This is a genomic window from Gilliamella sp. Pas-s25 (genome assembly GCF_009795885.1).
Lineage (GTDB): Bacteria > Pseudomonadota > Gammaproteobacteria > Enterobacterales > Orbaceae > Gilliamella.
Genome location: NZ_WTEV01000025.1, coordinates 1 through 23,133, shown reverse-complemented (window position 1 = coordinate 23,133; position 23,133 = coordinate 1). Strand labels below are relative to the sequence as shown.

Sequence of the window (23,133 nt, the reverse complement as noted above, 5' to 3'; positions counted from 1 at the left end):
TCATTTAAACATACACTATTTATTAAACTTATTTACAAAAATTGAAAATAAATTACCATCATTAACATCTTTCATTTTTTTACCACATAATTACTATATTGAGTTCATCTAAAACTGCCACTTATTAGTTTTATTAATAATTTTAGTCTTCGTTATCAAAAAATTAAGTTATAAGTAATATTTATTTGACCAAAAACTGATTTTTAATTAACTTCACACCTAATATGGGATTAATGCCTATACCTTCTCAAATTATAAAAGCGATGAATTAGAGGCAATGATATGTTATATAACCAGCATCATGAAAAAGATAACTGCGGATTTGGGCTAATTGCTCACATTGAAGGGCAACCAAGTCATAAAGTGGTGCGTACAGCAATTCACGGTTTAGCCAGAATGCAACACCGCGGCGCCATTTTATCTGATGGAAAAACGGGCGACGGTTGTGGTCTTTTATTGCAAAAACCCGATCGATTTTTTAGAGTAGTGGCACAAGATGCTGGCTGGCGTTTAGCGACTAATTATGCCGTTGGTATGCTATTTTTAAGCCAAGACGAAAAAGAAGCGCAAGCAAGCCGCGAGATTGTTGAAGAGGAATTAGCTGAAGAAACCTTATCTATTCTAGGTTGGCGCGAAGTACCGATTGATAAAAGCGTACTGGGTGAAATAGCATTATCATCACTACCCAAAATAGAACAAGTGTTTGTCAACGCCCCAGCCGGTTGGACAAAAATCGATTTAGAGCGTCGTTTATATATGGTACGTCGTCGAATTGAAAAACGGGTGAAAGACGACACATTTTACGTTTGCAGCTTCTCCAATCAGGTCAATATCTATAAAGGCTTATGTATGCCTAAAGATTTACCTCGATTCTATTTAGATTTGGCCGATATCCGCATGGAAACGGCTATTTGTTTATTCCATCAACGGTTTTCAACTAATACCGTGCCTCGTTGGCCATTAGCGCAACCTTTTCGCCATCTGGCGCATAATGGTGAAATCAATACCATTGAAGGTAACCGCCAATGGGCAAAAGCGCGCTCATACAAATTTAAAACGCCACTCATTCCGGACTTACAAGATGCCGCACCATTTGTTAATGTCACCGGCTCTGATTCGAGTTCATTAGATAACATGCTAGAACTATTCCTTGTTGGGGGGATGGATATTGTACGAGCTATGCGCCTGCTTGTACCTCCTGCTTGGCAAAATAACCCTGACATGAACGAAGACCTGCGTGCCTTTTTCGATTTCAACTCAATGCATATGGAGCCTTGGGATGGGCCTGCGGGTATTGTCATGTCAGATGGACGTTATGCGGCATGTAATTTAGACCGTAATGGATTACGTCCTGCGCGTTATGTAATAACGACAGACAAACTTATTACCTGTGCCTCTGAAATTGGTATCTGGGACTATCAACCTGATGAAGTTGTCACTAAAGGTCGTGTTGGTCCGGGTGAATTATTAGTTATTGATACCGAAGAAGGTCGCATATTACAATCGTCTGAAACAGACAACGATTTACAAAAACGTCATCCTTATAAAGAATGGATGGCAAAAAATGTTAAACAGCTAATACCATTTGAAAACCTACCTGATGATAACATTGGTTCACGTAATTACGACGATACGTTACTTGCCACTTATCAAAAACAGTTTGGTTATAGCGCTGAAGAGCTTGACCAATGCATTCGTGTACTCGGTGAAAATGGCCAAGAAGCCACGGGCTCAATGGGTGATGATACGCCGTTTGCCGTATTATCAAGTAGACCTCGTTTAATTTATGACTATTTCCGCCAAAAATTTGCACAGGTCACAAATCCACCTATCGATCCACTACGTGAAGCACATGTTATGTCGCTTTCAACCAGCATCGGTCGAGAAATGAACGTATTTGCCGAAGCAGAAGGTCAAGCGCATCGCGTGGCATTTAAATATCCCGTTTTAGTTTATTCTGATTTACAACAATTAACCGCGTTAGAGTCGCGTTACTACAAATTAGAAACATTAGACATCACTTATGACATTGATGGCAGCTTACGTGATGCCATTGAACAATTATGTGGTGATGCCGAAGCAAAAGTTCGTAATGGCACAGTCTTACTGATTTTATCAGATAAAAACATCGCGGCCGATCGCTTACCAATTCCGGCACCAATGGCTGTTGGTGCTGTACAACAGCGCTTAGTTGAAAAGAATTTACGTTGTGATGCCAATATCATTGTTGAAACTGCAAGTTGTCGTGATCCACATCAATTTGCAGTACTGCTTGGTTTTGGAGCAACAGCAATTTACCCTTACTTAGCCTATGAAACCTTAGGTCAAATGGTCGATAATGGCACAATAAATAAATCTTATCGCGAAGCAATTCTTAATTACCGCAATGGGATCAACAAAGGCCTATACAAAATCATGTCTAAAATGGGGATATCAACCGTTGCCTCTTACCGCTGCTCAAAACTATTTGAAGCGGTTGGATTACATAAGGATGTGGTTGAGCTTTGTTTCCAAGGTGTCACTAGCCGTATTAGTGGCGCTAATTTTGATGATTTTACGCAAGACCAATTTAACTTATCGAAAAGTGCATGGTTAAGAAGAAAACCACTAGAACAAGGCGGACTACTTAAATTTGTCCATGGTGGTGAATATCATGCCTATAATCCTGATGTGGTACAGTCACTACAAAAAGCGGTCAATAATGGCAGTTATGACGATTACAAACGTTATGCTGATATCGTCAATCATCGCCCTATTACCACATTACGTGATTTATTAAAGCTCAATCCACCTAAAGATGCAGCTATTCCACTGGAACAAGTCGAACCTGAAGAATCGCTATTCAAACGCTTTGACTCAGCCGCCATGTCAATTGGTGCGCTGAGCCCTGAAGCGCACGAATCGCTTGCCGAAGCCATGAATACACTCGGTGGTTTTTCCAATTCAGGTGAAGGCGGTGAAGATCCGGCACGCTACAACACCATAAAAGTCTCGCGCATAAAACAAGTTGCATCAGGCCGTTTTGGCGTAACGCCAAGTTACTTAATGAGTGCTGATGTTATCCAAATTAAAGTTGCACAAGGCGCAAAACCAGGGGAAGGTGGTCAGCTACCTGGTGATAAAGTGACGCCTTATATTGCAAAATTACGTTTTTCGGTACCCGGTGTTACTTTGATTTCGCCACCACCTCATCACGACATCTATTCAATTGAGGACTTAGCGCAACTTATTTTTGACCTTAAACAGGTTAACCCTAACGCAATGATTTCGGTCAAATTAGTATCTGAACCAGGCGTTGGAACTATTGCAACCGGTGTTGCTAAAGCTTATGCTGATCTTATCACCATTTCTGGTTATGACGGGGGAACCGGTGCCAGCCCATTAACATCGGTTAAATACGCAGGCTCACCTTGGGAGCTTGGGCTGGTTGAAACACAACAATCGTTAGTCGCCAATGGGTTACGCCACAAAATCCGTCTACAAGTTGACGGTGGATTAAAAACCGGTACCGATATTGTCAAAGCAGCCATTTTAGGGGCGGAAAGCTTCGGGTTTGGAACCGGTCCAATGGTCGCCTTGGGTTGTAAATATCTGCGTATTTGTCACCTTAATAACTGTGCAACAGGTGTTGCAACACAAGATGAAAAATTACGTAGCGAGCACTATCATGGTCTGCCTGAAAAAGCCATGAACTACTTCCGCTTTATTGCACGTAATACACGGGAAGTGATGGCAGAACTAGGCGTAAGTCGGATTGTCGATTTAATCGGACGGACTGATTTATTATTAGAACTCGACGGCATCACTGCGAAACAACAAAAACTAGATCTATCTGGACTGCTAAAAACCGCCACTCCACTCGAAGGCAAACCGGTTTACTGCATAGAAGATAACAAACCTTTTGATAAAGGGGTACTGAATAAAGAGATCATCACGCAAGCACAACAATTTGTTGATAACCGTCAAAGCAAAAGCTTCTATTTTGACATTCAAAACACCGATCGCTCGGTTGGCACAAGCCTATCAGGCTATATTGCTCAAAAATATGGCGATCAAGGCTTAGTCACCGATCCGATCTCGCTAAACTTCAACGGCACGGCGGGGCAAAGTTTTGGTGTCTGGAATGCCGGCGGCGTGGACTTAACGCTAACTGGTGATGCCAATGATTATGTTGGTAAAGGTATGACTGGAGGTCGTATTGTCATTCGTCCACCACAAGGTTCGGCATTTCTAAGCCATGAAGCAACCATTGCAGGTAATACCTGCTTATATGGCGCTACAGGAGGTAAATTATTTGCCGCAGGTCGCGCTGGTGAACGTTTTGCTGTGCGTAATTCTGGCGCAATTAGTGTGGTTGAAGGTATTGGTGACAATGGCTGTGAATATATGACTGGCGGCATTGTCTGCGTATTAGGCAAAACAGGCGCTAACTTTGGTGCGGGTATGACCGGTGGTTTTGCTTATATTTTAGATACAGATGGTGATTTTCATAAACGCATTAATAAAGAGTTAGTAGAACTATTAAATGTTGCCGATTATTCAATTCATGAAGAACATTTACGTGGTTTGATAATGGAGCATGCTCAACTTACTCATTCATCACGGGCTGAAGAAATTTTGGCTAATTGGCATGATTTTGCCAAACAATTTGTATTAGTCAAACCAAAATCCAGTGATGTCAAAGCATTACTTGGACACCGCAGTCGCTCATCGGCAGAACTGCACGTCCAAGCACAGTAAGGAGAACACGAAAATGAGTCAAAATGTTTATCAATTTATCGATTTACAACGTGTTGAACCACCGAAAAAACCGTTGAACATACGCAAAATTGAATTTGTTGAAATTTACGAAGGATTTTCATCTTCACAATCCCAAGCTCAAGCTGATCGTTGCCTCGCTTGCGGTAACCCTTATTGTGAATGGCGTTGCCCTGTTCATAACTATATTCCAAACTGGTTAAAATTGGTTAACGAAGGTAAAATTTTAGAAGCGGTAGAACTCTCACACCAAACCAACAGCCTGCCCGAAGTTTGTGGTCGAGTCTGCCCACAAGATCGCCTTTGTGAAGGCTCTTGCACCTTAAATGCCGAATTTGGTGCGGTTACCATTGGAAATATTGAACGTTATATTACTGATGAAGCCTTTAAAATGGGATGGAAACCTAACCTATCGAATGTTGAACAAACGGGATTAAAAGTCGCGGTTATTGGTGCAGGCCCTGCTGGTCTTGCTTGTGCTGATGTTTTAGTGCGCAATGGTGTAACACCGGTGGTGTTTGACCGTCACCCTGAAATTGGCGGATTACTGACATTTGGTATCCCTGCTTTCAAATTAGATAAAGAAGTACTTATTAACCGACGCCGCATATTTACCGAAATGGGCATTGAATTCCGTCTCAATACCGAAGTGGGTAAAACTATCCAACTAGCCGACTTAATCAATGAATTTGATGCCGTATTTGTTGGCACAGGTACTTATCAATCAATGCGAGCAGGACTTAAAAACGAAGATGCTAACGGTGTTTACGATGCACTACCATTTTTAATTGCCAATACCAAGCACCTCATGCAACATCAACAAACCCAAGATACGCCTTATATTGACATGAAAAATAAACGTGTGGTTGTGCTTGGTGGTGGCGATACTGCAATGGACTGTGTACGAACCTCGATTCGCCAAGGCGCTACCGAAGTAACTTGTGCTTATCGCCGAGACGAAGCCAATATGCCAGGCTCAAAGAGAGAAGTAAAAAACGCTAAAGAAGAAGGCGCACAATTTCAATTTAATGTACAACCACTAAGCATTGAAATTAACAGCACTGGGCAAGTCACAGGCGTGAAAATGGTCCGAACAGAGCTTGGCAAGCCCGATGCAAAAGGTCGACGCATACCAGTCATGCTCGAAGGTTCAGAATTTGTCCTACCTGCCGATGCTGTCGTGATGGCATTTGGGTTTAAGCCACATGCCATGCCTTGGCTTGTCGAGCAAGGTGTTGATTTTGATGCGCAAGGTCGAATCATTGCGCCAGAAGCTAATGGTTACCAAACTAGTAATGCTAAAATCTTTGCCGGTGGTGATGCCGTTCGGGGGTCGGATTTAGTGGTAACGGCGATTAGTGAAGGGCGCAAAGCGGCAGAAGGCATCTTAGATTACTTAGAAGTTTAACTATTATTTTAAATTAAAAAATAAACCCGCTTTAAATCAGCGGGTTTATTTATTGTATTATTATATAGGTATTCCATAATAGTTGTTATTTTTATTAAAAACACTTCATCTATGCAGTTGATCTTATTTATTTTATTTTGTAACTTTAAAAAATCAGGCATTTATATGATAGTTTCTGTTTTTTAGTTTAGATGTTTTAGAGTTTTTTGGGACTAGTGTGATTTTGAAACTTTTGTCAAAAAGTTTCAGGTAACTAGGTGTTTTAGTATAAAAATTAGTTTTATTTTACTGCTTGGTTTAAATATTTTTTATATTTAAGAAGCGCTTTGCTATCTAACTGCTAAAACACATCTCTCGCCAACTTTGTCAATTTAAGCCCTCTTTCTACTCATATGAACCGAAGAATCGCTGACGATTTATAACATGGAAAGACCCACTAAGCATATAAAGAATATGATTCCCAATTAAATATAAAACTAAAACTCGCAATGTAATTTTCGATGTGGGTTTTGTACTAACGATGGTGAGATGCTTACATATATAGGCAAACTAACTTGCCTATATATTTTTCTTTCCTTATCAATTAATTTTTTTTGAAAATTATTAAAGTTATGATCTATATTTTTGTTAAATCAATCACTTTTTTAAAACGATAAAAAACAATTGAACCAAGTACGACACTTGATGCCGCAATAAAAATATCAATTAAAATAGCATAACTGACGTTAAGCATCGCCAATTTTGGCACGATAAGCGGAATGACAACAAACGATAGTCCACTAAATGTATACATACAACCAACAGCAAGACCTTTACGAGTTGGGAACAGTTGTTGCATTACAACCAACGTCAACTGTAACACGCCACCTGCAGCAGTAAATCCCATGCCAATTGCAGCAATAACACACATCTGTGGTGAAATATTGAAATAAAAAATAATTAATACTAGGGCTGACAAAGCAGGCAGAATAATAATACAAAATATTGGTTTTAAGAAACGTTTAACCACAAATGCTGTAACAAATACCGAGATAATGGATGCGGTACTATAATAGCTGATCAATTGTTTGGCATCGATATCGCTCATATTAACACCTTTAATCGCGATAGTTGGTAGCCACTGTAAAATAATGACAAACGTTGCTGTTGTAGTAAATCCCATGATAATCAGTAAAATACCTTCAAATTCAAATCGAGGATTACCTATAAAATAGTTTCCTGAACCTTTACAACCTTTAATTGTCGTATCTTTATGTGGGAATTGTTGAGATAATAATAATAAGCTATTAATCACTAAATAAGCAGTAAAACCGAAAAATGCCCAACCATACCATATTTTATTGGTATCAAAAAAAGTAATAATGAAAGGTAGAACTAGCGTTCCGATGGAAATAAAGGCTTTGATAAGAACACTCGCAGATCCTGCAGATCCAGGAAAGCATTCAGTCAAGGCAGGCATAGAGCCTGTATCTAAAAAAGAATTACCTGCCCCCACGACAATCGCTAAACAAAAAGCTACGTGAATGTTAGTACAAAAAGTCATCCCTACAAAGAAGATTGCATAACAGATCATACCTAGATAAATAAATAGCTTTCTACCAAATTTATCTGATAGCAGCCCACCAACGAACATTAAAAATATTTTGCCAATTCCTATGCCCGATGCAACATAGCCAAGCCCAACTATATCAGTATTTAGTTGCTTTGAAAGCGCTTGAGAAAATTGCATAATCACAATTAGCGCAATACTTTGAATAATATAGTTTGCATAAATAGATCCAACAATTCCATAAGAATTGACCTTTCGATTATCCATTTGTCATACTCCATATGTAAAACATAAAACTTTAGTTCTATTCAATATATATGTATCAATATTAAGCGGAAAGAGTAAGTATAGATTTGTTACTTGGCTTTTATCTTCTTTATTCCTAAAAAATATTAATAATCTGACAGAAAATTAAAATTATATAGAATCTTTATTAAATTTTATTATTGTCTATACCAATAAAAACACCACTTTTTAAGTGGTATCTGATACAAAACTTAAATTCAGCCTTCAAGCATTTCGAGCATTTTAGCTAGGATCAAGCTTTCATCTTGATCAACATTCACCACATAGTGAGCAGCAGCATGATATAAAGGTAGTCTTTCAGCTAATACCTTATCTATTTCATCAGCAATAGATAAGCCCGTTAACGAGGGTCTTTGAGCAACATTCGGATCTTTCATTAAACGAGCAGCTAGCGTTGCCGCTGGCGCAGATAAAAAGATAACCGTGCCATTTTGTTTCATAAAATCGCGGTTATGCTCAGCTAATACCATGCCTCCACCAGTGGCAATGACACGATTGGGTTTAGTTGTATCAACAAGCACTTGGCTTTCTCTTGCTCTAAATCCTTCCCAACCTTCTTTTTCAACAATTTCAGCCACTGTTTTTTGAGTAGTTTCAAGCAAATGGCTGTCGGTATCAATAAAAGAAAACGATAGCTTATTTGCTAACATTTTTCCCATTGTTGTTTTACCTGCCGCCCTTGCACCAACTAAAAAAATTGTTTTATTCATATCGGGTTCTATCTTTTCAGATTTATAGAATATATTAACCATGCTAGTGATTCACTCTTATTTTTGCAACATATTTTTTACATATTATAGAAATAATAAAAAATAGTTATTTTTCAAAAAATTAAAATAAATTTTATGCGTTATTTTGTAAATAATTATTTACAAAGGTTATAAGAAAACTTTTTAGATTACTAAAAGCCATCTTGATAAAGTCAATTAACATAGTTTTTCTAAACCACGAAAATAGAGCTCTGTGGCGATTGATTGATGTAATCGCCATTGCACCACGTCTAGATCAGAATTCACTTTTTTAAATTCTTCATATGTCATAAAGTAGCGTATTGTATTACTGCCAACACGATCATTGATACTATTGATAATAATATTAATTTTATCATTGCGAAGCTTTTTCAGCTTTTGCATTGTTATTTCAACAAACTCAGGCACGGGTATAGTACCACTCTCCCAATCATGCCATGTTTTAGCATCCGTTTTACCAATATATTGGCTAGCTTCTGATACTTTTAGCATCAGAAAACGACGATAAGCTTGCAATTCTAGGTTTGTCATAAATACTCCTTTTAATAATATAACTTGATTAAAAAGCAACCACCTAATTTTATCTAACATACATCTCATTCACTTTAATGAAATGTATGTTCTATTTTCAATATTTATTTTCCAGCTAAAGCATCTATTACAGCTTGTTTTGCCCTATCGGAAAGATCTTTTCCTGTCCAAATTTTAAATTGTGCATTTGCTTGCCCTATAAACATTTCACGCCCTGAAATAGATTCCCAGCCAGCTTTTTCTGCTTCTTGTCTAAATCGTGTATTATATGGTGTATAAACAATATCATAAGCCAATCCTTTTCCTTTAAACCAAGCTTGTTCATAAGGTGTCTGATCTTCAAATTTGCCTTGCATACCCAAGGGGGTAGAGTTAATAATAATTTGCGCTTCAACTTGACTACGTTCTTCCCAAGCAACTATTTTAAGATTAAATTCTTTAGCTAATGCTTTGGGTAAGTCACTCGCTATATCAGTCACGGTAATATCGGTATAACCAAGATCCTGTAATCCAACAACCGCAGCGCGTGCCGCACCGCCAGCTCCTAGCAATAAAACTTTTTTATATTCAGCTGGTAATTTCTTCTGTTCAAGAGGTTGCATAAAACCAACAATATCGGTGTTGTCACCACAAAGCTTATCACCCTCCCAATAAACTAAATTAGCAGCACCGGCTTTTTTTACATGCTCAGTCACTTTATCTAAAAAGGGAATAATCGTTTGTTTATGCGGAATTGTGACACACAACCCTCGAATATTTAATAATCTTACAGATTTGAATAAAGTTGAAATATCTTCTGGTGGCGTAGCAAAAGGAACTAAAACTGAGGGAATACCATAATCCTGAAATGATGTAGTATGAATAAGGGGGCTCATACTATGTCCTAAAGGATAACCGATAATACCGTATATACTATATGGCGTGAATGGGTTCATACAATCTCCTTGAAAGTTAGAAAATTAGACCTAATAGATAAAATCTATAATAAATAGTATTAAAACATATTTATTATAAAATTAAACAGTTTTTGTATTTAACTAAGATAACCCTAACTATAGAATAATAGTTTTATAGCAATAATAGTTATCTATTCGTTAATATTTATTTAGATAATATGCGTATTTTTACGCCAAAATAAGATAATGCTTGAGAAATTGCGTATAACAGCGTATACTTCGCTACCTCATTATTATGGGTGTAGTGTGAGAGGTTAGACTGCTTCTCAGATAGAACTGCAGCAAACTAAAAGCCTGACGAGGTTAATTCCATTAACATATTACGCCCAAGGCTTAAGCATTGAAATTTCGGAGAATTATTGACATGTCACGAGTATGCCAAGTAACAGGAAAAGGTCCTTTAGTAGGAAATAATCGTTCTCATGCGATGAATGCTACTAAACGTCGTTTTCTACCAAATCTTCAAACTCACCGTTTCTGGATTGAGAGTGAAAAACGTTTTGTAAAATTACGTGTATCTGCTAAAGGTATGCGTACTATCGATAAAAAGGGTATTGATGCGGTTTTAGCTGAACTTCGTGCCCGTGGTGAAAAGTACTAATTAAGGAAACAATATCATGGCAAAAGGTGTACGCGAAAAAATCAGATTAGTTTCTTCTGCTGGTACAGGTCATTTTTATACCACTAGCAAAAATAAAAGAACCATGCCTGAAAAAATGGAGATCAAAAAATACGATCCTGTTGTTCGTCAGCATGTTATTTATAAAGAAGCTAAAATTAAATAGTTATCTATTATAAATTTCCCAAAAACCCAGCACATGCTGGGTTTTTTATATCTATTACTACGCACCAGCACACATTACTATCAATATATCCCCATCACTCCATTTCGCCACACAAGCAGTAGCTAAACAATAAAAAGCTCCAGTTTTTAACCTGAAGCTTTCTAAAAGTCGACAAATAGTTTTATTTTAAATATTGTTGTTCATAAGCTCTTGCTTTTTTATCGTCAAAGGCATGTTCCCAACGCGCAATAACAATTGCTGCAAGTGCATTACCGACCACATTAACTACCGTTCTACCCATATCTAAAATACGTTCTACACCCATAATATAACCAATCCCTTCAAGTGGAATTCCCACACTACCTAGCGTTGCGGATAAAACAAGAATTGAAGCGCCTGGTACACCGGCAATCCCTTTAGATGCTATCATCAAAGTAATGACTATAATAATCTGATCTAAAATAGTTAAATCTATCTGAAATAACTGTGCTAAAAAGATAACGGTAATGCTTTGATAAAGTGTTGAACCATCAAGATTAAATGAATAACCTGTAGGAATAACAAAACTTGTTATTGATTTAGGTGCACCATAAGCTTCCATTTTTTCAATGATTTTAGGTAATGCTGTCTCTGAACTTGCGGTCGAAAATGCGATCACTAATTCTTCTTTTAATATTTTCAATAATGTAAAAATATTAAACTGGCAAAGTTTACAAACAAGCCCCAGTACAACTAACGTAAAAATAATCATTGCCGAATAGACGGTTAAAATTAATTTAAGTAGAGGAAGTAGAGACTCAAATCCATATTTGGCCACCGTTACAGTAATCAGTGCAAATACCCCCACAGGCGCATAACGCATGATCATATTAGTGACTTTAAACATAGTGTCAGACACTACTTTTAAGAAGAATACAAATGGTTCGCGTTGTTTATCTGGCAAAGACATTAAGCCTAAACCAAAAAAGACACAGAAGAAAATGACAGGTAAAACAGCACCATCAGTCATAGCTTTAAAGATATTGGCAGGAATCATATCAAGAATCATAACAATTAAACCATGAGGCTTTCCGCTTAATTCTTCAGCAGCTTGGGTATACTTACTAATATCTGCCGTTGCTAGTGTTGAGGAGTCAATTCCTGCACCTGGTGCAAAAATATTACCCCAAAAAAGACCTAATAAAATAGCAATCGTTGTAATAATTTCAAAATAGAGAATTGTTTTAAAACCTAATGTCCCTAATCGTTTAGAACCACCAATACCTGCAATACCTAGCGTTAATGTGCTCAGTATAATTGGTAGCACAATCATTTTAATTAATCGAATAAAGATATCGCCTGCAGGTTGAAAGATATTCACTATCGAAAATTGGTAATATGAATGTAATGGATGACTTGGAACTGAAAGTTCAAATAAATAAGCGCCTACTGCAACCCCTAACATCAAAGCTATCAAAATTTGCCATGCAAGATTTGTTAAGATTTTTTTTATAGAAAATGACATCAAATACTATTCCTTTTCGAGATTATTCTAAATAAAAAAGGATTAGCTATATTTAACTAATCCTTTTAAATAATTAAAAATTATTCTTCAGACTCATGTTCCGAATCACTCCGTTCTTCACTTAGCGACAATAATTCAGATTCACCATCTTCATCTTCTGTTTCGGCAATTCGCTGTAATCCAACAACTTTTTCACTTTCGGCAGTTCGAATAAGCATAACACCTTGAGTATTTCGACCAACAACACTTACTTCTGAAACACGAGTACGAACAAGCGTTCCTGCATCCGTAATTAGCATAATTTGATCGGTATCATCGACTTGTACAGCACCAACAACAGAGCCATTTCGTTCACTAACCTTAATAGATATAACGCCTTTCGTTGCTCTAGATTTTGTCGGGTATAGCTCTTGTTGTGTACGTTTACCATAACCATTTTGAGTTGCGGTTAGAATTGCACCATTACCTCGAGGTACAATTAATGAAACCACTTTATCATCACTATCAAGTTTTATACCTCGAACGCCTGCGGCAGTTCGCCCCATACAACGAACTTTATTAGCTGGGAATCGAACAACTTTACCATTGGCAGAAAACAGCATAATATCCTCTGTATTAGAGTGCTCGGCGACTTCATTATCCTCATTTTCAACTTCATCAATAATAGCATCATCATTCAGATCTTCATCATCAGTAGCAGCTAAATGGTCGTTGTTAGTTAAATCCACACCGATTAATTCATCATCATCACGTAGATTAATCGCAATAATACCGCCACTACGAGGTCGGCTGAATTCAATTAAAGACGTTTTCTTAACGGTACCTTGCGCTGTTGCCATAAATACGCAATGTTCATCATCAAATTCTCGAACAGGTAGAATCGCAGTAATACGCTCGCCCGCCTCAAGCGGTAATAAATTGATAATTGGACGCCCACGTGATCCACGGCTGGCTTCAGGTAACTGATAAACTTTCATCCAATATAAACGACCACGGCTTGAGAAGCAAAGAATCGTATCATGGGTATTTGCTACCAATAATTTTTCGACAAAGTCTTCTTCTTTAATTTTAGTTGCAGATTTACCTTTACCACCACGACGTTGAGCTTCATAATCAGAAAGCGGTTGATATTTTACATAACCTTGATGAGAAAGTGTGACAACGACATCTTCTTGCGCAATAAGGTCTTCAATATTAATATCTGCACTACTTGCAGTAATTTCAGTTTTTCTCGCATCTTGGAACTGATCTCGAACAGCTTCAAGCTCTTCACGAATCACCTCCATTAATCTTTCTGAACTAGCCAAGATATGTAATAATTCACCAATTTGCACAAGTAATTCTTTATATTCATCAAGAATTTTTTCGTGCTCAAGTCCTGTCAGTCGATGTAAGCGAAGATCTAAAATGGCTTGAGCTTGAGCTTCAGATAAGTAATAGTGCCCCTCACGAATGCCAAATTCTGGCGCTAAATCTTCTGGACGAGCCGCATCATTACCTGATTTTTCTAGCATAGATGCAACATGACCAAGCTGCCAAGCTTGTGCTAATAATTTGGTTTTAGCTTCACTAGGCGTTGATGCAGAACGAATTAATTCTATAACTGGATCGATATTAGCAAGTGCTATCGCCAAACCTTCTAATACATGAGCACGTTCACGTGCTTTACGTAATTCATATATGGTTCGGCGAGTGACAACTTCACGGCGGTGAAGAACGAAGGCTTCAATCATTTCACGTAAGTTTAATAGTTTCGGTTGGCCTTTGTGTAACGCCACCATATTGATGCCAAACGAAACTTGTAATTGCGTCAATGAGAAAAGGTTATTTAATACAACTTCACCGACAGCATCTCGTTTGATTTCGATAACAATACGCATACCATCTTTATCTGACTCATCGCGTAATGCCGAAATCCCTTCTACTTTCTTTTCTTTGACTAATTCTGCAATCTTCTCGATCAATTTTTTCTTATTAACTTGATATGGAATTTCGTTAACAATGATAGTTTCTCGTCCAGAATGGTCATCAACTTCTATTGTGGCTTTAGAACGAATATAGATAATACCACGACCAGTACGATAAGCATTTTCAATACCTTTACGCCCATTAATGAGCGCTGCGGTCGGGAAGTCTGGACCATGGATATGTTCCATTAAACCATCAATTGAAATGTTTTCATCTTCAATAAAAGCAAGACAGCCATTAATGACTTCAGCAAGATTATGAGGTGGGATATTCGTTGCCATACCAACCGCAATCCCTGAAGAGCCGTTAATTAATAAATTTGGAATACGAGTTGGTAATACATCGGGGATCATTTCTGATCCATCATAGTTAGGTGAAAAATCAACTGTTTCCTTATCAAGATCAGTCAATAACGCCCCAGCAAATTTTTGCATCCGAATTTCGGTATAACGCATTGCTGCAGCTGAATCACCATCAACAGAACCAAAATTGCCTTGACCATCAACCAACATATAGCGCAATGAAAATGGCTGAGCCATACGCACAATTGTGTCATAAACAGCAGAATCACCATGCGGGTGGTATTTACCGATAACATCCCCAACAACACGAGCAGATTTTCGATAAGGTTTATTCCAATCATATCCCGCTTCATGCATAGCAAATAAAACACGTCTGTGAACAGGTTTTAACCCATCACGCACATCAGGTAAAGCACGCCCAACAATGACAGACATTGCATAATCAAGATAAGAGGATTTTAATTCATCTTCAATATTAACGGGAGTTATTTCTTTGGCTAATTCGGTCATAACACCATGTTCTCTTATTAATTTAAGTCTTCAAAATAGTTGATAATTATAGCATAAAATCACTATTAATGCAGAACTAAACAGTTTTTATTTCAACTTATTCGCTATGAATAAACAACGTATTTTCAATTAATTGACATAAGCAATTTAAAATCATGGCATGCATTTCGTAAGCCATGACTTTTTTATAAGATGGAACTCTTATTTCAATATCATTTTGCCCAAGTAAACCAATAACTTCCCCCCCATCAAAAGCGGTTAATGCAACGATTTTCATATCCTTAATTACCGCTTCTTGAACCGCGCGAATGATAGCTCGACTATTGCCTTGGCAAGTTGCTATGATTAAAACATCACTTTGCTGACCTAATGCTTGAATTTGACGGGCATAAATTTCTTCATGATTAGCTATAGCACTTAATAAAACATTGTCCGAGACTAAAGCTATTGCGGGAATACTTGGTCTTTCGATATTAATACTGGTAATTAAACGTGAAGTAAAACTTTGTACATTAGCAGCGGATGAACCATTACCACAGCTCATAATCTTATTGCCGTTAAGTAAACTCTCAACAATAATATTTGCTGCCTTTTCAATAGAATAACCAAGCGATTCTGCCATCACAATTTGTGTTTGAATACTTTCAGTAAAATAATTTTTAATTAAATCTTGCACGCCTTTCACCTAAAAATTAAAACGCATTAATAATCCATTTTTGACATTTGCCTGTAATAGCAAAAACATCAAATCTAAACTCTGTATCCTCAATATTTAAATTTTGCTCTATCATCCATAGTTGAGCCGCCTGTTTGATTTTATTTTGTTTATTTAATGTCACGGTCATTTCAGCATCACCAAAATTTGCATTTTTTCGATAACGTACTTCAATAAAAACAAGGCATTTATTGTCTAACATAATTAAATCGAGTTCACCAAAGCGAAATTGGCAATTTTGGGCAAGTAGTTCAAGCCCTTGCTTAAGCAAATATTGGCGCGCAATATTTTCATAATGCACACCAATTTGTTTTTTATTCGCTTTTTGAATCTGATTTAGCATCGCCATAAATATATTGCTGCCAAGAGAGTGAGCGAGTTACTTCACATTGATCGCTTGTGGATAGTTTACCTGTCATACCATCTAAAAAATTAAGTTGATACGAATTAAGCTGATTAAAACGATTTGCAAGTCTCCATGCATCAACCCCCATTGCATATAGACGCATTAATGAATAATCTTTCTGAACATTGCTTGGTATATTTGTATTATCTTTTTGATTCATAACCATAGGAATTTCTGCATATTCAGTTTTATTCATATCATAATTAAAATCATTAGAAGCGTTAGCTACATGACTTTTTGAACTTGAATAAAGCATGACAGCAGATGAATTACCAATTGTCTTATTCGCTCCCATATCAAGCATGGGTTTTATCAATGTCAATTCATCATATGAAGAATAAACATAAATAGCATCAAAGCCAGCGGATGACATTCCCTCTGTTAGTGTTTCATCAATCGAGATAGGACTACCTGCAAGGCTAATACCTATATTATGATTCATGTTGGCACTTAGTGTTGCAGTATTACCAAAATATTGCACGTAAGCCTGTGAAGCATTTGCCGACAATTGCGACCACTGTGTAGCAAAACTTTGTGCAACACGTCGCCCCAAATCACTTTGGGGTACTAATAATAATGGTTTAACTTTATTTTGAGAATAAATATGGTCTGCAGCATCTTTTGCTTCATCTTCAGGAGATAATGCAAAAAAACACATTTTATTAGCAGAAGTGGTCGTATTATCAACTTTGTTCAAGGCTAAAACAGGAATAGCGGGTGCTAACTCTTTTATTTTAGTAACTTCATTTTTTAATAAAGGTCCTACAATTAATTCAACATTCTGTTCCTGTGCTTGCTGGATTAAAGTATCCATAGGTGCACTAGTTGTATCAAATACAATCACATTTTGTTGCGGTTCTTGTGGAAAAAACTTTGAGGCACTGATGTAACCTTGACGAATAGTTTCACCAAATATATGTGAAGAACCATTTAATGGTAACAATAAAGCAACCTTTTTTGCATTAGCATCAGCAGAAAGTGTTTGTTCACCGGTCAATATCGAAATAATCTCTTTAGCTGGGTGATCTGGATGCTGTGTAGCCCAATTGTTGACAGCTTGTTTTAATAACTGTTTTTGATTTTCGGATTTTGCTGCAATTGTGTCTGGAGTATCATCATCTTGCGAAACAATTGCTTTACTATTATTTTGATAAGTATAAGCTAAGTCAACCCAGCCTTGTAATGTTACTTCATTTTCACCGACTAAAACTTTACTAATTTTATCGGATTTCAACTTACGGAAAAAATTCCATGTATTATTTAATAATTGCCTTTTTTCAGCTTCTGTTACATATTTTTCTAATTGAAGATAATCGTGAGCTTGAGCATTAATATCTTTACTATTTATATCCAAACCTAATTTAATCGTATAATAACGATATAGCTGTGAGTTATTCAAATCTGAAATAGCAAATTTATTAAGGTCAAATGATTGTCTTTTTTTTACCGCAATTTCACCTTTTGACAATAATTTTTCTTTTTGCTGTTCACTATTGAGATTAAGAGGTAAACTCGACAATAATGTATTTGCTTGCGAAAATTTATTTTCTTTTATTAGAGCTCGAATAGCTAATAATTGCCAATTAACTTTAATTGAACCGGAACTATTATCTGCTTGTAATAGATAATAATTAGAATTTTTGTTATTATCAAAGTTAAGTGATTCCTTTGACGTTTCAAAAGTACATCCTACCAAAAATGCAAATATCGGCATTATTAACATAGCATAAAAGGAGTGTTTTAAATTCATAGCCATTCTCTTGTAAGTTATTATCCCCAAATTCGTTGCACATGAACGGTCACTTCTTCTCGATCATGATAAAGCTGTTTAGCTTGAATTTGTACATTAATTTTTTTATTATTTAGTTCGTCGTTTAGCAATTGTAAACTTTGTTTTACTTCTTCATAACGTTTTTTCATTGGTAATTTGAGATTAAAAATAGTTTCTCTACACCAACCATTAATTAGCCATTTGGCTATTAATTCTGTTACTTTAGCCGGTTTTTCAACCATATCACAAACCAACCAGTAAATATTATGCTTTTTAGGTACAAATTTGAAGCCATCTTCACGATAATGTTTAACTTGTCCTGTTTCCATAAGTTTCTCATTCATCGGTCCATTATCAATGGCATAAACCATCATGCTTTTTTTTACTAGCTGATAAGTCCAACCTCCAGGACAAGCGCCCAAATCAACCGCATTCAAACCACCTTTTAATCGTTCATCCCATTCTTCATAAGGAATAAAAATATGAAAGGCTTCTTCTAATTTTAGCGTAGAACGGCTTGGTGCATCGGTTGGAAATTTTAGCCTTGGAATCCCCATATAAAAAGGTGAATTATTTTGACTCAGTGAATAACCAACATAACAACTATTACTATCGATAAAAAATAAGTGAATAACGGGTCTCGATGAGTTTGCAACTTTTAATAAAATACGTTTACTTCGTAATGCCTGACGAAGAGGAACTGTAAATTTACGACAAAAACCGGAAAGTGCCTTGCCATCATTAGTATCAGCAACCTCTACACGCAGATCCCCTGCTTTATCTATAGTGCCAGATAATGCATCAATAATGGGAGAGATACGGTCATTATTCGGCAAATCTGTTAATAAATCACCCGCTACAAACATTTGTCTGGCAAAAATTAATGAACGAAAAGCCAAATCTTTTATCAATAATTGCGCATCTCCATCTTGATAGCATTCAAAAACAACATAACCACTGTTTTCTTTAACTTTAGCATAGCCATATATTTCTCTTTGTACGGCTCTATCTGTGATTTCAGCAGCACATTCTTTTTCAAACCCACAACGACAATATAAAACGATCTTATTTAATTTTTGCATAATTGTATATTAAATTTATTAAACCACCATAATAAGCAACAATCACATCAATCAGATTGAACATTATCGGTATATAAAGGAGCTTCCCCTTTTGGGCGAGTTTTAAATCGTCGATGTAACCACATATATTGTTCAGGTGCTTTTAAAATTTCTTGTTCAATAGCTTTGTTCATAAAAGTGGCAGCTCGTACATCATCATCGATTGGATAGCCTTTAAGCTCGGAAGTCACATAAACTGTGTAATGTCCATTTTTTTCACGCTTAGGTGTAAATGGGATAATAGCAGGCTGACCTAATTTAACTAATATGCGCGTACCAACGGTTGTTGCGGCTTTTTCTACTGAAAATAGAGGCGCAAATACACTATTTTTAGGACCATAATCATGATCCGGTGCATACCAAAGTAATTCGCCATTTTTTAGTGCTCGGATCATACCCTTTGTATTATGACGATCTAACATATATTTGTTTGACTTAAGTCGGCCTTTAAGCTGAACATAATCCATTACGGGATTATCATTTGGTCGATAAACACCGACACCTGGATGGCTCATTCCTAAAATACGTGCACCTAATTCTAATGTTAAAAAATGAATACCTATAAGCAGAACGCCTTGACCTGATTGTTGTACCTTTTTAATATGGCAGTCGCCAACAATAGAAACGCGCTTGGCAAGCCGTTTATCTGACCAGAACCAAGCCATACCTGTCTCAAAAATAGCCAAACCGGTCGAGATAAAATTTTCACGTAACATCTGGTCACGTTCTTGTTGTGTTTTTTCAGGAAAACAAAGTTTAAGATTTTGGCTCGCCGTTTCTTTTCGTTTGCCAATTAATTTCATTGAAAATAAACCTAATCCTTTCCCCAAGTGATAAATAATTGGGTATGGCAACAGTAGAATTAAATACAAAATACCAATACCAAACCATGTTAACCAATAACGAGGGTGCAGTAAGCATTTAGTAAAGATAGGACGAATTTCTTGATTTTGACTCATATTAAGATCAAGTTATTGTTAATAATAAAGTTGATTATTATATACCATATCCTGATTTTAGGGGCAGAAAAATCAACAGAGTTAACAAGCAACTTTATATCATCATTCAGTAACAAAAGTTAGAATCGATTTATATTTAAAGTAGCAGATCATAGCGAATAATGAGAATTACTCATTATGATCGGTTCTTAGAACTTCCTTGTTTTATATTAAAACACATATTTTCCTGAAACTTTTTCACAAAAGATCAAACCGCAACAGGGGCTTTAATTGCAGGATGCGGATCATAACCAACAATTTCAAAATCTTCAAATACATAATCAAAAATTGTTGAAGGTTTACGTTTAATTACTAACTTGGGCAATGCTCTTGGTTCACGGCTTAATTGTAAATGGGTTTGTTCCATATGATTGGAATAAAGATGTGTATCTCCACCAGTCCACACGAATTCACCTACTTGTAATTCACATTGCTGTGCAATCATGTGAAGTAATAACGAATAACTGGCAATATTAAATGGTAGTCCTAAAAATACATCACAAGAACGTTGATAAAGTTGGCAAGAAAGTTTGCCATTTGCAACATAAAATTGAAAAAGAGCATGGCATGGTGCTAATGCCATTTGATCTAATTCTCCAACGTTCCAAGCAGAAACAATCATACGTCTAGAATTAGGATCAATTTTAATTTGCTCAATTACTTGCGAAATCTGATCTATTTGACGACCATCAGAAGCTCCCCATGCCCGCCACTGTTTTCCATAAACAGGACCAAGCTCACCATCTTCATCAGCCCACTCATCCCAAATAGTAACCTTATTATCTTGTAAATACTTAATATTCGTATCACCCTTCAAAAACCAAAGCAACTCATGAATAATTGAACGTAAATGACATTTTTTAGTTGTAACAAGAGGAAAACCATCTTGCAAATTAAAGCGCATTTGATGCCCAAAAACAGATAGTGTACCAGTACCCGTTCGATCTGACTTAGAGGTGCCTTCAGCTAAAATTTTTTGCATTAATGCTAAATATTGTTTCATCTTGTTTTTGCCTTCTTATGAAATCTATATGTATATAACAGTATCAAAATTCCCCCAATAATCATTGGTAGACATAAAATTTGTCCCATACTGATAATATTTAAAAATAAGCCGAGTTGTTCATCTGGTTGCCGAAAGAATTCTATAACAAATCTAAATAAACCATAGCAAAGTAAAAATACTCCAGAAACGGCCCCCGTTGGCCTTGGTTTTCGGATAAAAATATTTAAGATAATAAATAGTACAATACCTTCAAACATCATTTCATAAAGTTGTGATGGATGCCTTGGTAAAATGCCATTTAATTGAGCGTAAAGTGAGAACCATTCAGGATGAGCCTGAACAAACATAAAATCAGCATGTGATGAAGTCGGAAATAACATGCCAATAGACGAATTAGTAACTCTTCCCCAAAGTTCCCCATTAATAAAATTACCAAAACGCCCAAACATCAAGCCAATCGGTACAAGAGGTGCAACAAAATCACCTACTTGTAGAAAGGTTTTTTTTGTCTTTTTAGCAAAAATAGCAATAACACAAATAGCACCAATTAAACCACCATGGAAAGACATACCACCTTCCCAGACTTTAAATAAAATTACAGGATCTTTAATAAAAGTACTAAGGTTATAGAAGAAAACGTAACCTAACCGTCCTCCAATAAAAAGACCTAGAAATCCCCAGAATAATAAATTTTCAACCTGCTGTGAGGTCCATTGACTATTTGGCTTATTTGCGCGACGCTTAGCCAAATAAAGTGCGCCCAGCACACCAAACAAATACATTGCGCCATACCAATGAAGCGATATAGGACCAATGGAGAAAGCTATTGGATCGAAGTTAGGAAATTGTAAATATTGATTCATTTTTTAATACGCTTTTTATTTTTTCGTTTATGAGCAAAGAAATTAAATCTTTTCTTTTTAGAAATATTCGTTATTGGCGCCACTATTTCGGACTGTATAGCAAACACAGGTGAAGAAAATTCTTTCATTGCCTTTCTATAGACATCCCGCTTAAATGCAATAACCTGGCGAATAGGATACCAATAACTGACCCATTTCCAATCATCAAATTCAGGAGTTGAAGACATATTGAGATTAATTGCCGATGCATCAGATATTAATTCTAATAAGAACCACTTTTGCTTTTGTCCGATACAAACTGGTTGATTTTCCCAACGGATCATCCTTTTTGGTAACTTATATCGTAACCAACCATTAGTAACGGACAAAATCTTCACATCTTTTGATAATAAACCAACTTCTTCGTTTAATTCACGAAACATTGCCTGCTCAGGCGTTTCGCTTTGTTTTATTCCGCCCTGAGGAAATTGCCAAGAATTTTGCCCATATCGGCGAGCCCAAAGTACTTGACCATACCTGTTACAAATAACTATTCCTACATTTGGACGGTAGCCATCATTATCGATCACTGACTACCTCAAAAAATTTATTCCTATATAACTGAATTGTTTCATACATACAGTAATAAATAAATAAAAAAATAATACAAATAGGATAAACATGCTCTTTAATTGGTTAATTTTTATTCTTTTTAATATTTGTTATCATATCAATTAATATAAATGTTACTACTAACCAAAGATTTTCTAAAAATTCTATCCATAGACTATAAATGATCTTTAATGCAGCACTCAATTATTTTTTTATAAATAAAACTTTAAAAGCAAAAAAGCCCAGCATCACTGCTGGGCTCTCTCTAATTTAAAAGTCTGGCGGCACCCTACTCTCACATGGGTAATACCCACACTACCATCGGCACTACGGCGT

18 protein-coding genes are annotated in these 23,133 nt (G+C 36.4%); 4 read left to right on the top strand and 14 right to left on the bottom strand.

What is annotated here, in order from left to right; all coding sequences use genetic code 11:
- Nucleotides 1-282 precede the first annotated feature (282 nt).
- Nucleotides 283-4,740 (top strand): glutamate synthase large subunit, encoded by a 4,458-nt coding sequence (gltB, locus tag GQ593_RS10585; protein WP_160431989.1) that lies wholly within the window; start codon nucleotides 283-285, stop codon nucleotides 4,738-4,740.
- A 13-nt stretch (nucleotides 4,741-4,753) separates the two neighbouring features.
- Complete coding sequence (locus tag GQ593_RS10580) at nucleotides 4,754-6,166, top strand: FAD-dependent oxidoreductase (RefSeq protein ID WP_160431988.1); 1,413 nt, start codon at nucleotides 4,754-4,756, stop codon at nucleotides 6,164-6,166.
- 616 nt (nucleotides 6,167-6,782) lie between these two features.
- Here GQ593_RS10580 and GQ593_RS10575 read toward each other — a convergent pair.
- From GQ593_RS10575 to aroE, 4 genes are all read right to left on the bottom strand, one after another.
- Nucleotides 6,783-7,982 (bottom strand): MFS transporter, encoded by a 1,200-nt coding sequence (locus tag GQ593_RS10575; protein WP_160431987.1) that lies wholly within the window; start codon nucleotides 7,980-7,982, stop codon nucleotides 6,783-6,785.
- Between the two features lie 236 nt (nucleotides 7,983-8,218).
- Entirely contained in the window at nucleotides 8,219-8,731 is a 513-nt protein-coding gene (aroL, locus tag GQ593_RS10570; protein WP_160431986.1) for a shikimate kinase AroL, read from the bottom strand.
- Between the two features lie 216 nt (nucleotides 8,732-8,947).
- Nucleotides 8,948-9,301 (bottom strand): Aca2/YdiL-like domain-containing protein, encoded by a 354-nt coding sequence (locus tag GQ593_RS10565; protein ID WP_160431985.1) that lies wholly within the window; start codon nucleotides 9,299-9,301, stop codon nucleotides 8,948-8,950.
- 104 nt (nucleotides 9,302-9,405) lie between these two features.
- Nucleotides 9,406-10,236 carry a shikimate dehydrogenase gene (gene aroE / locus GQ593_RS10560; protein ID WP_160431984.1) on the bottom strand — a complete coding sequence of 277 codons (831 nt, stop codon included), beginning with the start codon at nucleotides 10,234-10,236 and terminating at the stop codon, nucleotides 9,406-9,408.
- 385 nt (nucleotides 10,237-10,621) lie between these two features.
- Between aroE and rpmB the strand changes: the two genes are divergently transcribed.
- Together rpmB and rpmG are read left to right on the top strand one after the other, a co-directional pair.
- Entirely contained in the window at nucleotides 10,622-10,858 is a 237-nt protein-coding gene (gene rpmB, locus GQ593_RS10555) for a 50S ribosomal protein L28 (RefSeq protein WP_034884345.1), read from the top strand.
- A gap of 16 nt (nucleotides 10,859-10,874) precedes the next feature.
- On the top strand, nucleotides 10,875-11,042 hold the full coding sequence (rpmG, locus tag GQ593_RS10550) for a 50S ribosomal protein L33 (protein WP_025314526.1): 168 nt from the start codon (nucleotides 10,875-10,877) through the stop codon (nucleotides 11,040-11,042).
- A gap of 181 nt (nucleotides 11,043-11,223) precedes the next feature.
- Here the strand turns inward: rpmG and gltP are convergent, their stop codons facing one another.
- The 10 genes from gltP to rppH form a co-directional block, all read right to left on the bottom strand.
- The gene (gene gltP, locus GQ593_RS10545; RefSeq protein ID WP_442903610.1) at nucleotides 11,224-12,534 is read right to left on the bottom strand and encodes a glutamate/aspartate:proton symporter GltP; all 1,311 of its coding nucleotides are present in this window, start codon (nucleotides 12,532-12,534) and stop codon (nucleotides 11,224-11,226) included.
- 92 nt (nucleotides 12,535-12,626) lie between these two features.
- A complete protein-coding gene (gyrA, locus tag GQ593_RS10540; protein ID WP_160431982.1) occupies nucleotides 12,627-15,326 on the bottom strand; it encodes a DNA topoisomerase (ATP-hydrolyzing) subunit A in 2,700 nt (899 codons plus the stop codon).
- Nucleotides 15,327-15,423: 97 nt separating this feature from the next.
- Complete coding sequence (locus GQ593_RS10535) at nucleotides 15,424-16,002, bottom strand: SIS domain-containing protein (RefSeq protein ID WP_160403447.1); 579 nt, start codon at nucleotides 16,000-16,002, stop codon at nucleotides 15,424-15,426.
- A 16-nt stretch (nucleotides 16,003-16,018) separates the two neighbouring features.
- Nucleotides 16,019-16,390: a YraN family protein gene (locus GQ593_RS10530; RefSeq protein ID WP_202115465.1), complete on the bottom strand. Its 372-nt coding sequence runs from the start codon at nucleotides 16,388-16,390 to the stop codon at nucleotides 16,019-16,021.
- Entirely contained in the window at nucleotides 16,356-18,197 is a 1,842-nt protein-coding gene (locus tag GQ593_RS10525) for a penicillin-binding protein activator (protein ID WP_160431981.1), read from the bottom strand. Before GQ593_RS10525 ends, GQ593_RS10530 begins: the two co-directional genes overlap by 35 nt.
- 20 nt (nucleotides 18,198-18,217) lie before the next feature.
- Nucleotides 18,218-19,300, bottom strand: coding sequence for a 23S rRNA (cytidine(2498)-2'-O)-methyltransferase RlmM (rlmM, locus tag GQ593_RS10520; protein ID WP_160431980.1), 1,083 nt, complete (start codon nucleotides 19,298-19,300; stop codon nucleotides 18,218-18,220).
- A gap of 47 nt (nucleotides 19,301-19,347) precedes the next feature.
- Nucleotides 19,348-20,298, bottom strand: coding sequence for an LpxL/LpxP family Kdo(2)-lipid IV(A) lauroyl/palmitoleoyl acyltransferase (gene lpxL, locus GQ593_RS10515; RefSeq protein WP_160431979.1), 951 nt, complete (start codon nucleotides 20,296-20,298; stop codon nucleotides 19,348-19,350).
- Between the two features lie 247 nt (nucleotides 20,299-20,545).
- Nucleotides 20,546-21,340, bottom strand: coding sequence for a thymidylate synthase (thyA, locus tag GQ593_RS10510; protein WP_160431978.1), 795 nt, complete (start codon nucleotides 21,338-21,340; stop codon nucleotides 20,546-20,548).
- Nucleotides 21,337-22,206, bottom strand: coding sequence for a prolipoprotein diacylglyceryl transferase (gene lgt / locus GQ593_RS10505; RefSeq protein ID WP_160431977.1), 870 nt, complete (start codon nucleotides 22,204-22,206; stop codon nucleotides 21,337-21,339). The genes thyA and lgt overlap by 4 nt, the downstream gene beginning before the upstream one ends.
- Nucleotides 22,203-22,775, bottom strand: coding sequence for an RNA pyrophosphohydrolase (gene rppH / locus GQ593_RS10500; RefSeq protein ID WP_160431976.1), 573 nt, complete (start codon nucleotides 22,773-22,775; stop codon nucleotides 22,203-22,205). The genes lgt and rppH overlap by 4 nt, the downstream gene beginning before the upstream one ends.
- Between the last annotated feature and the right edge of the window lie 358 nt (nucleotides 22,776-23,133).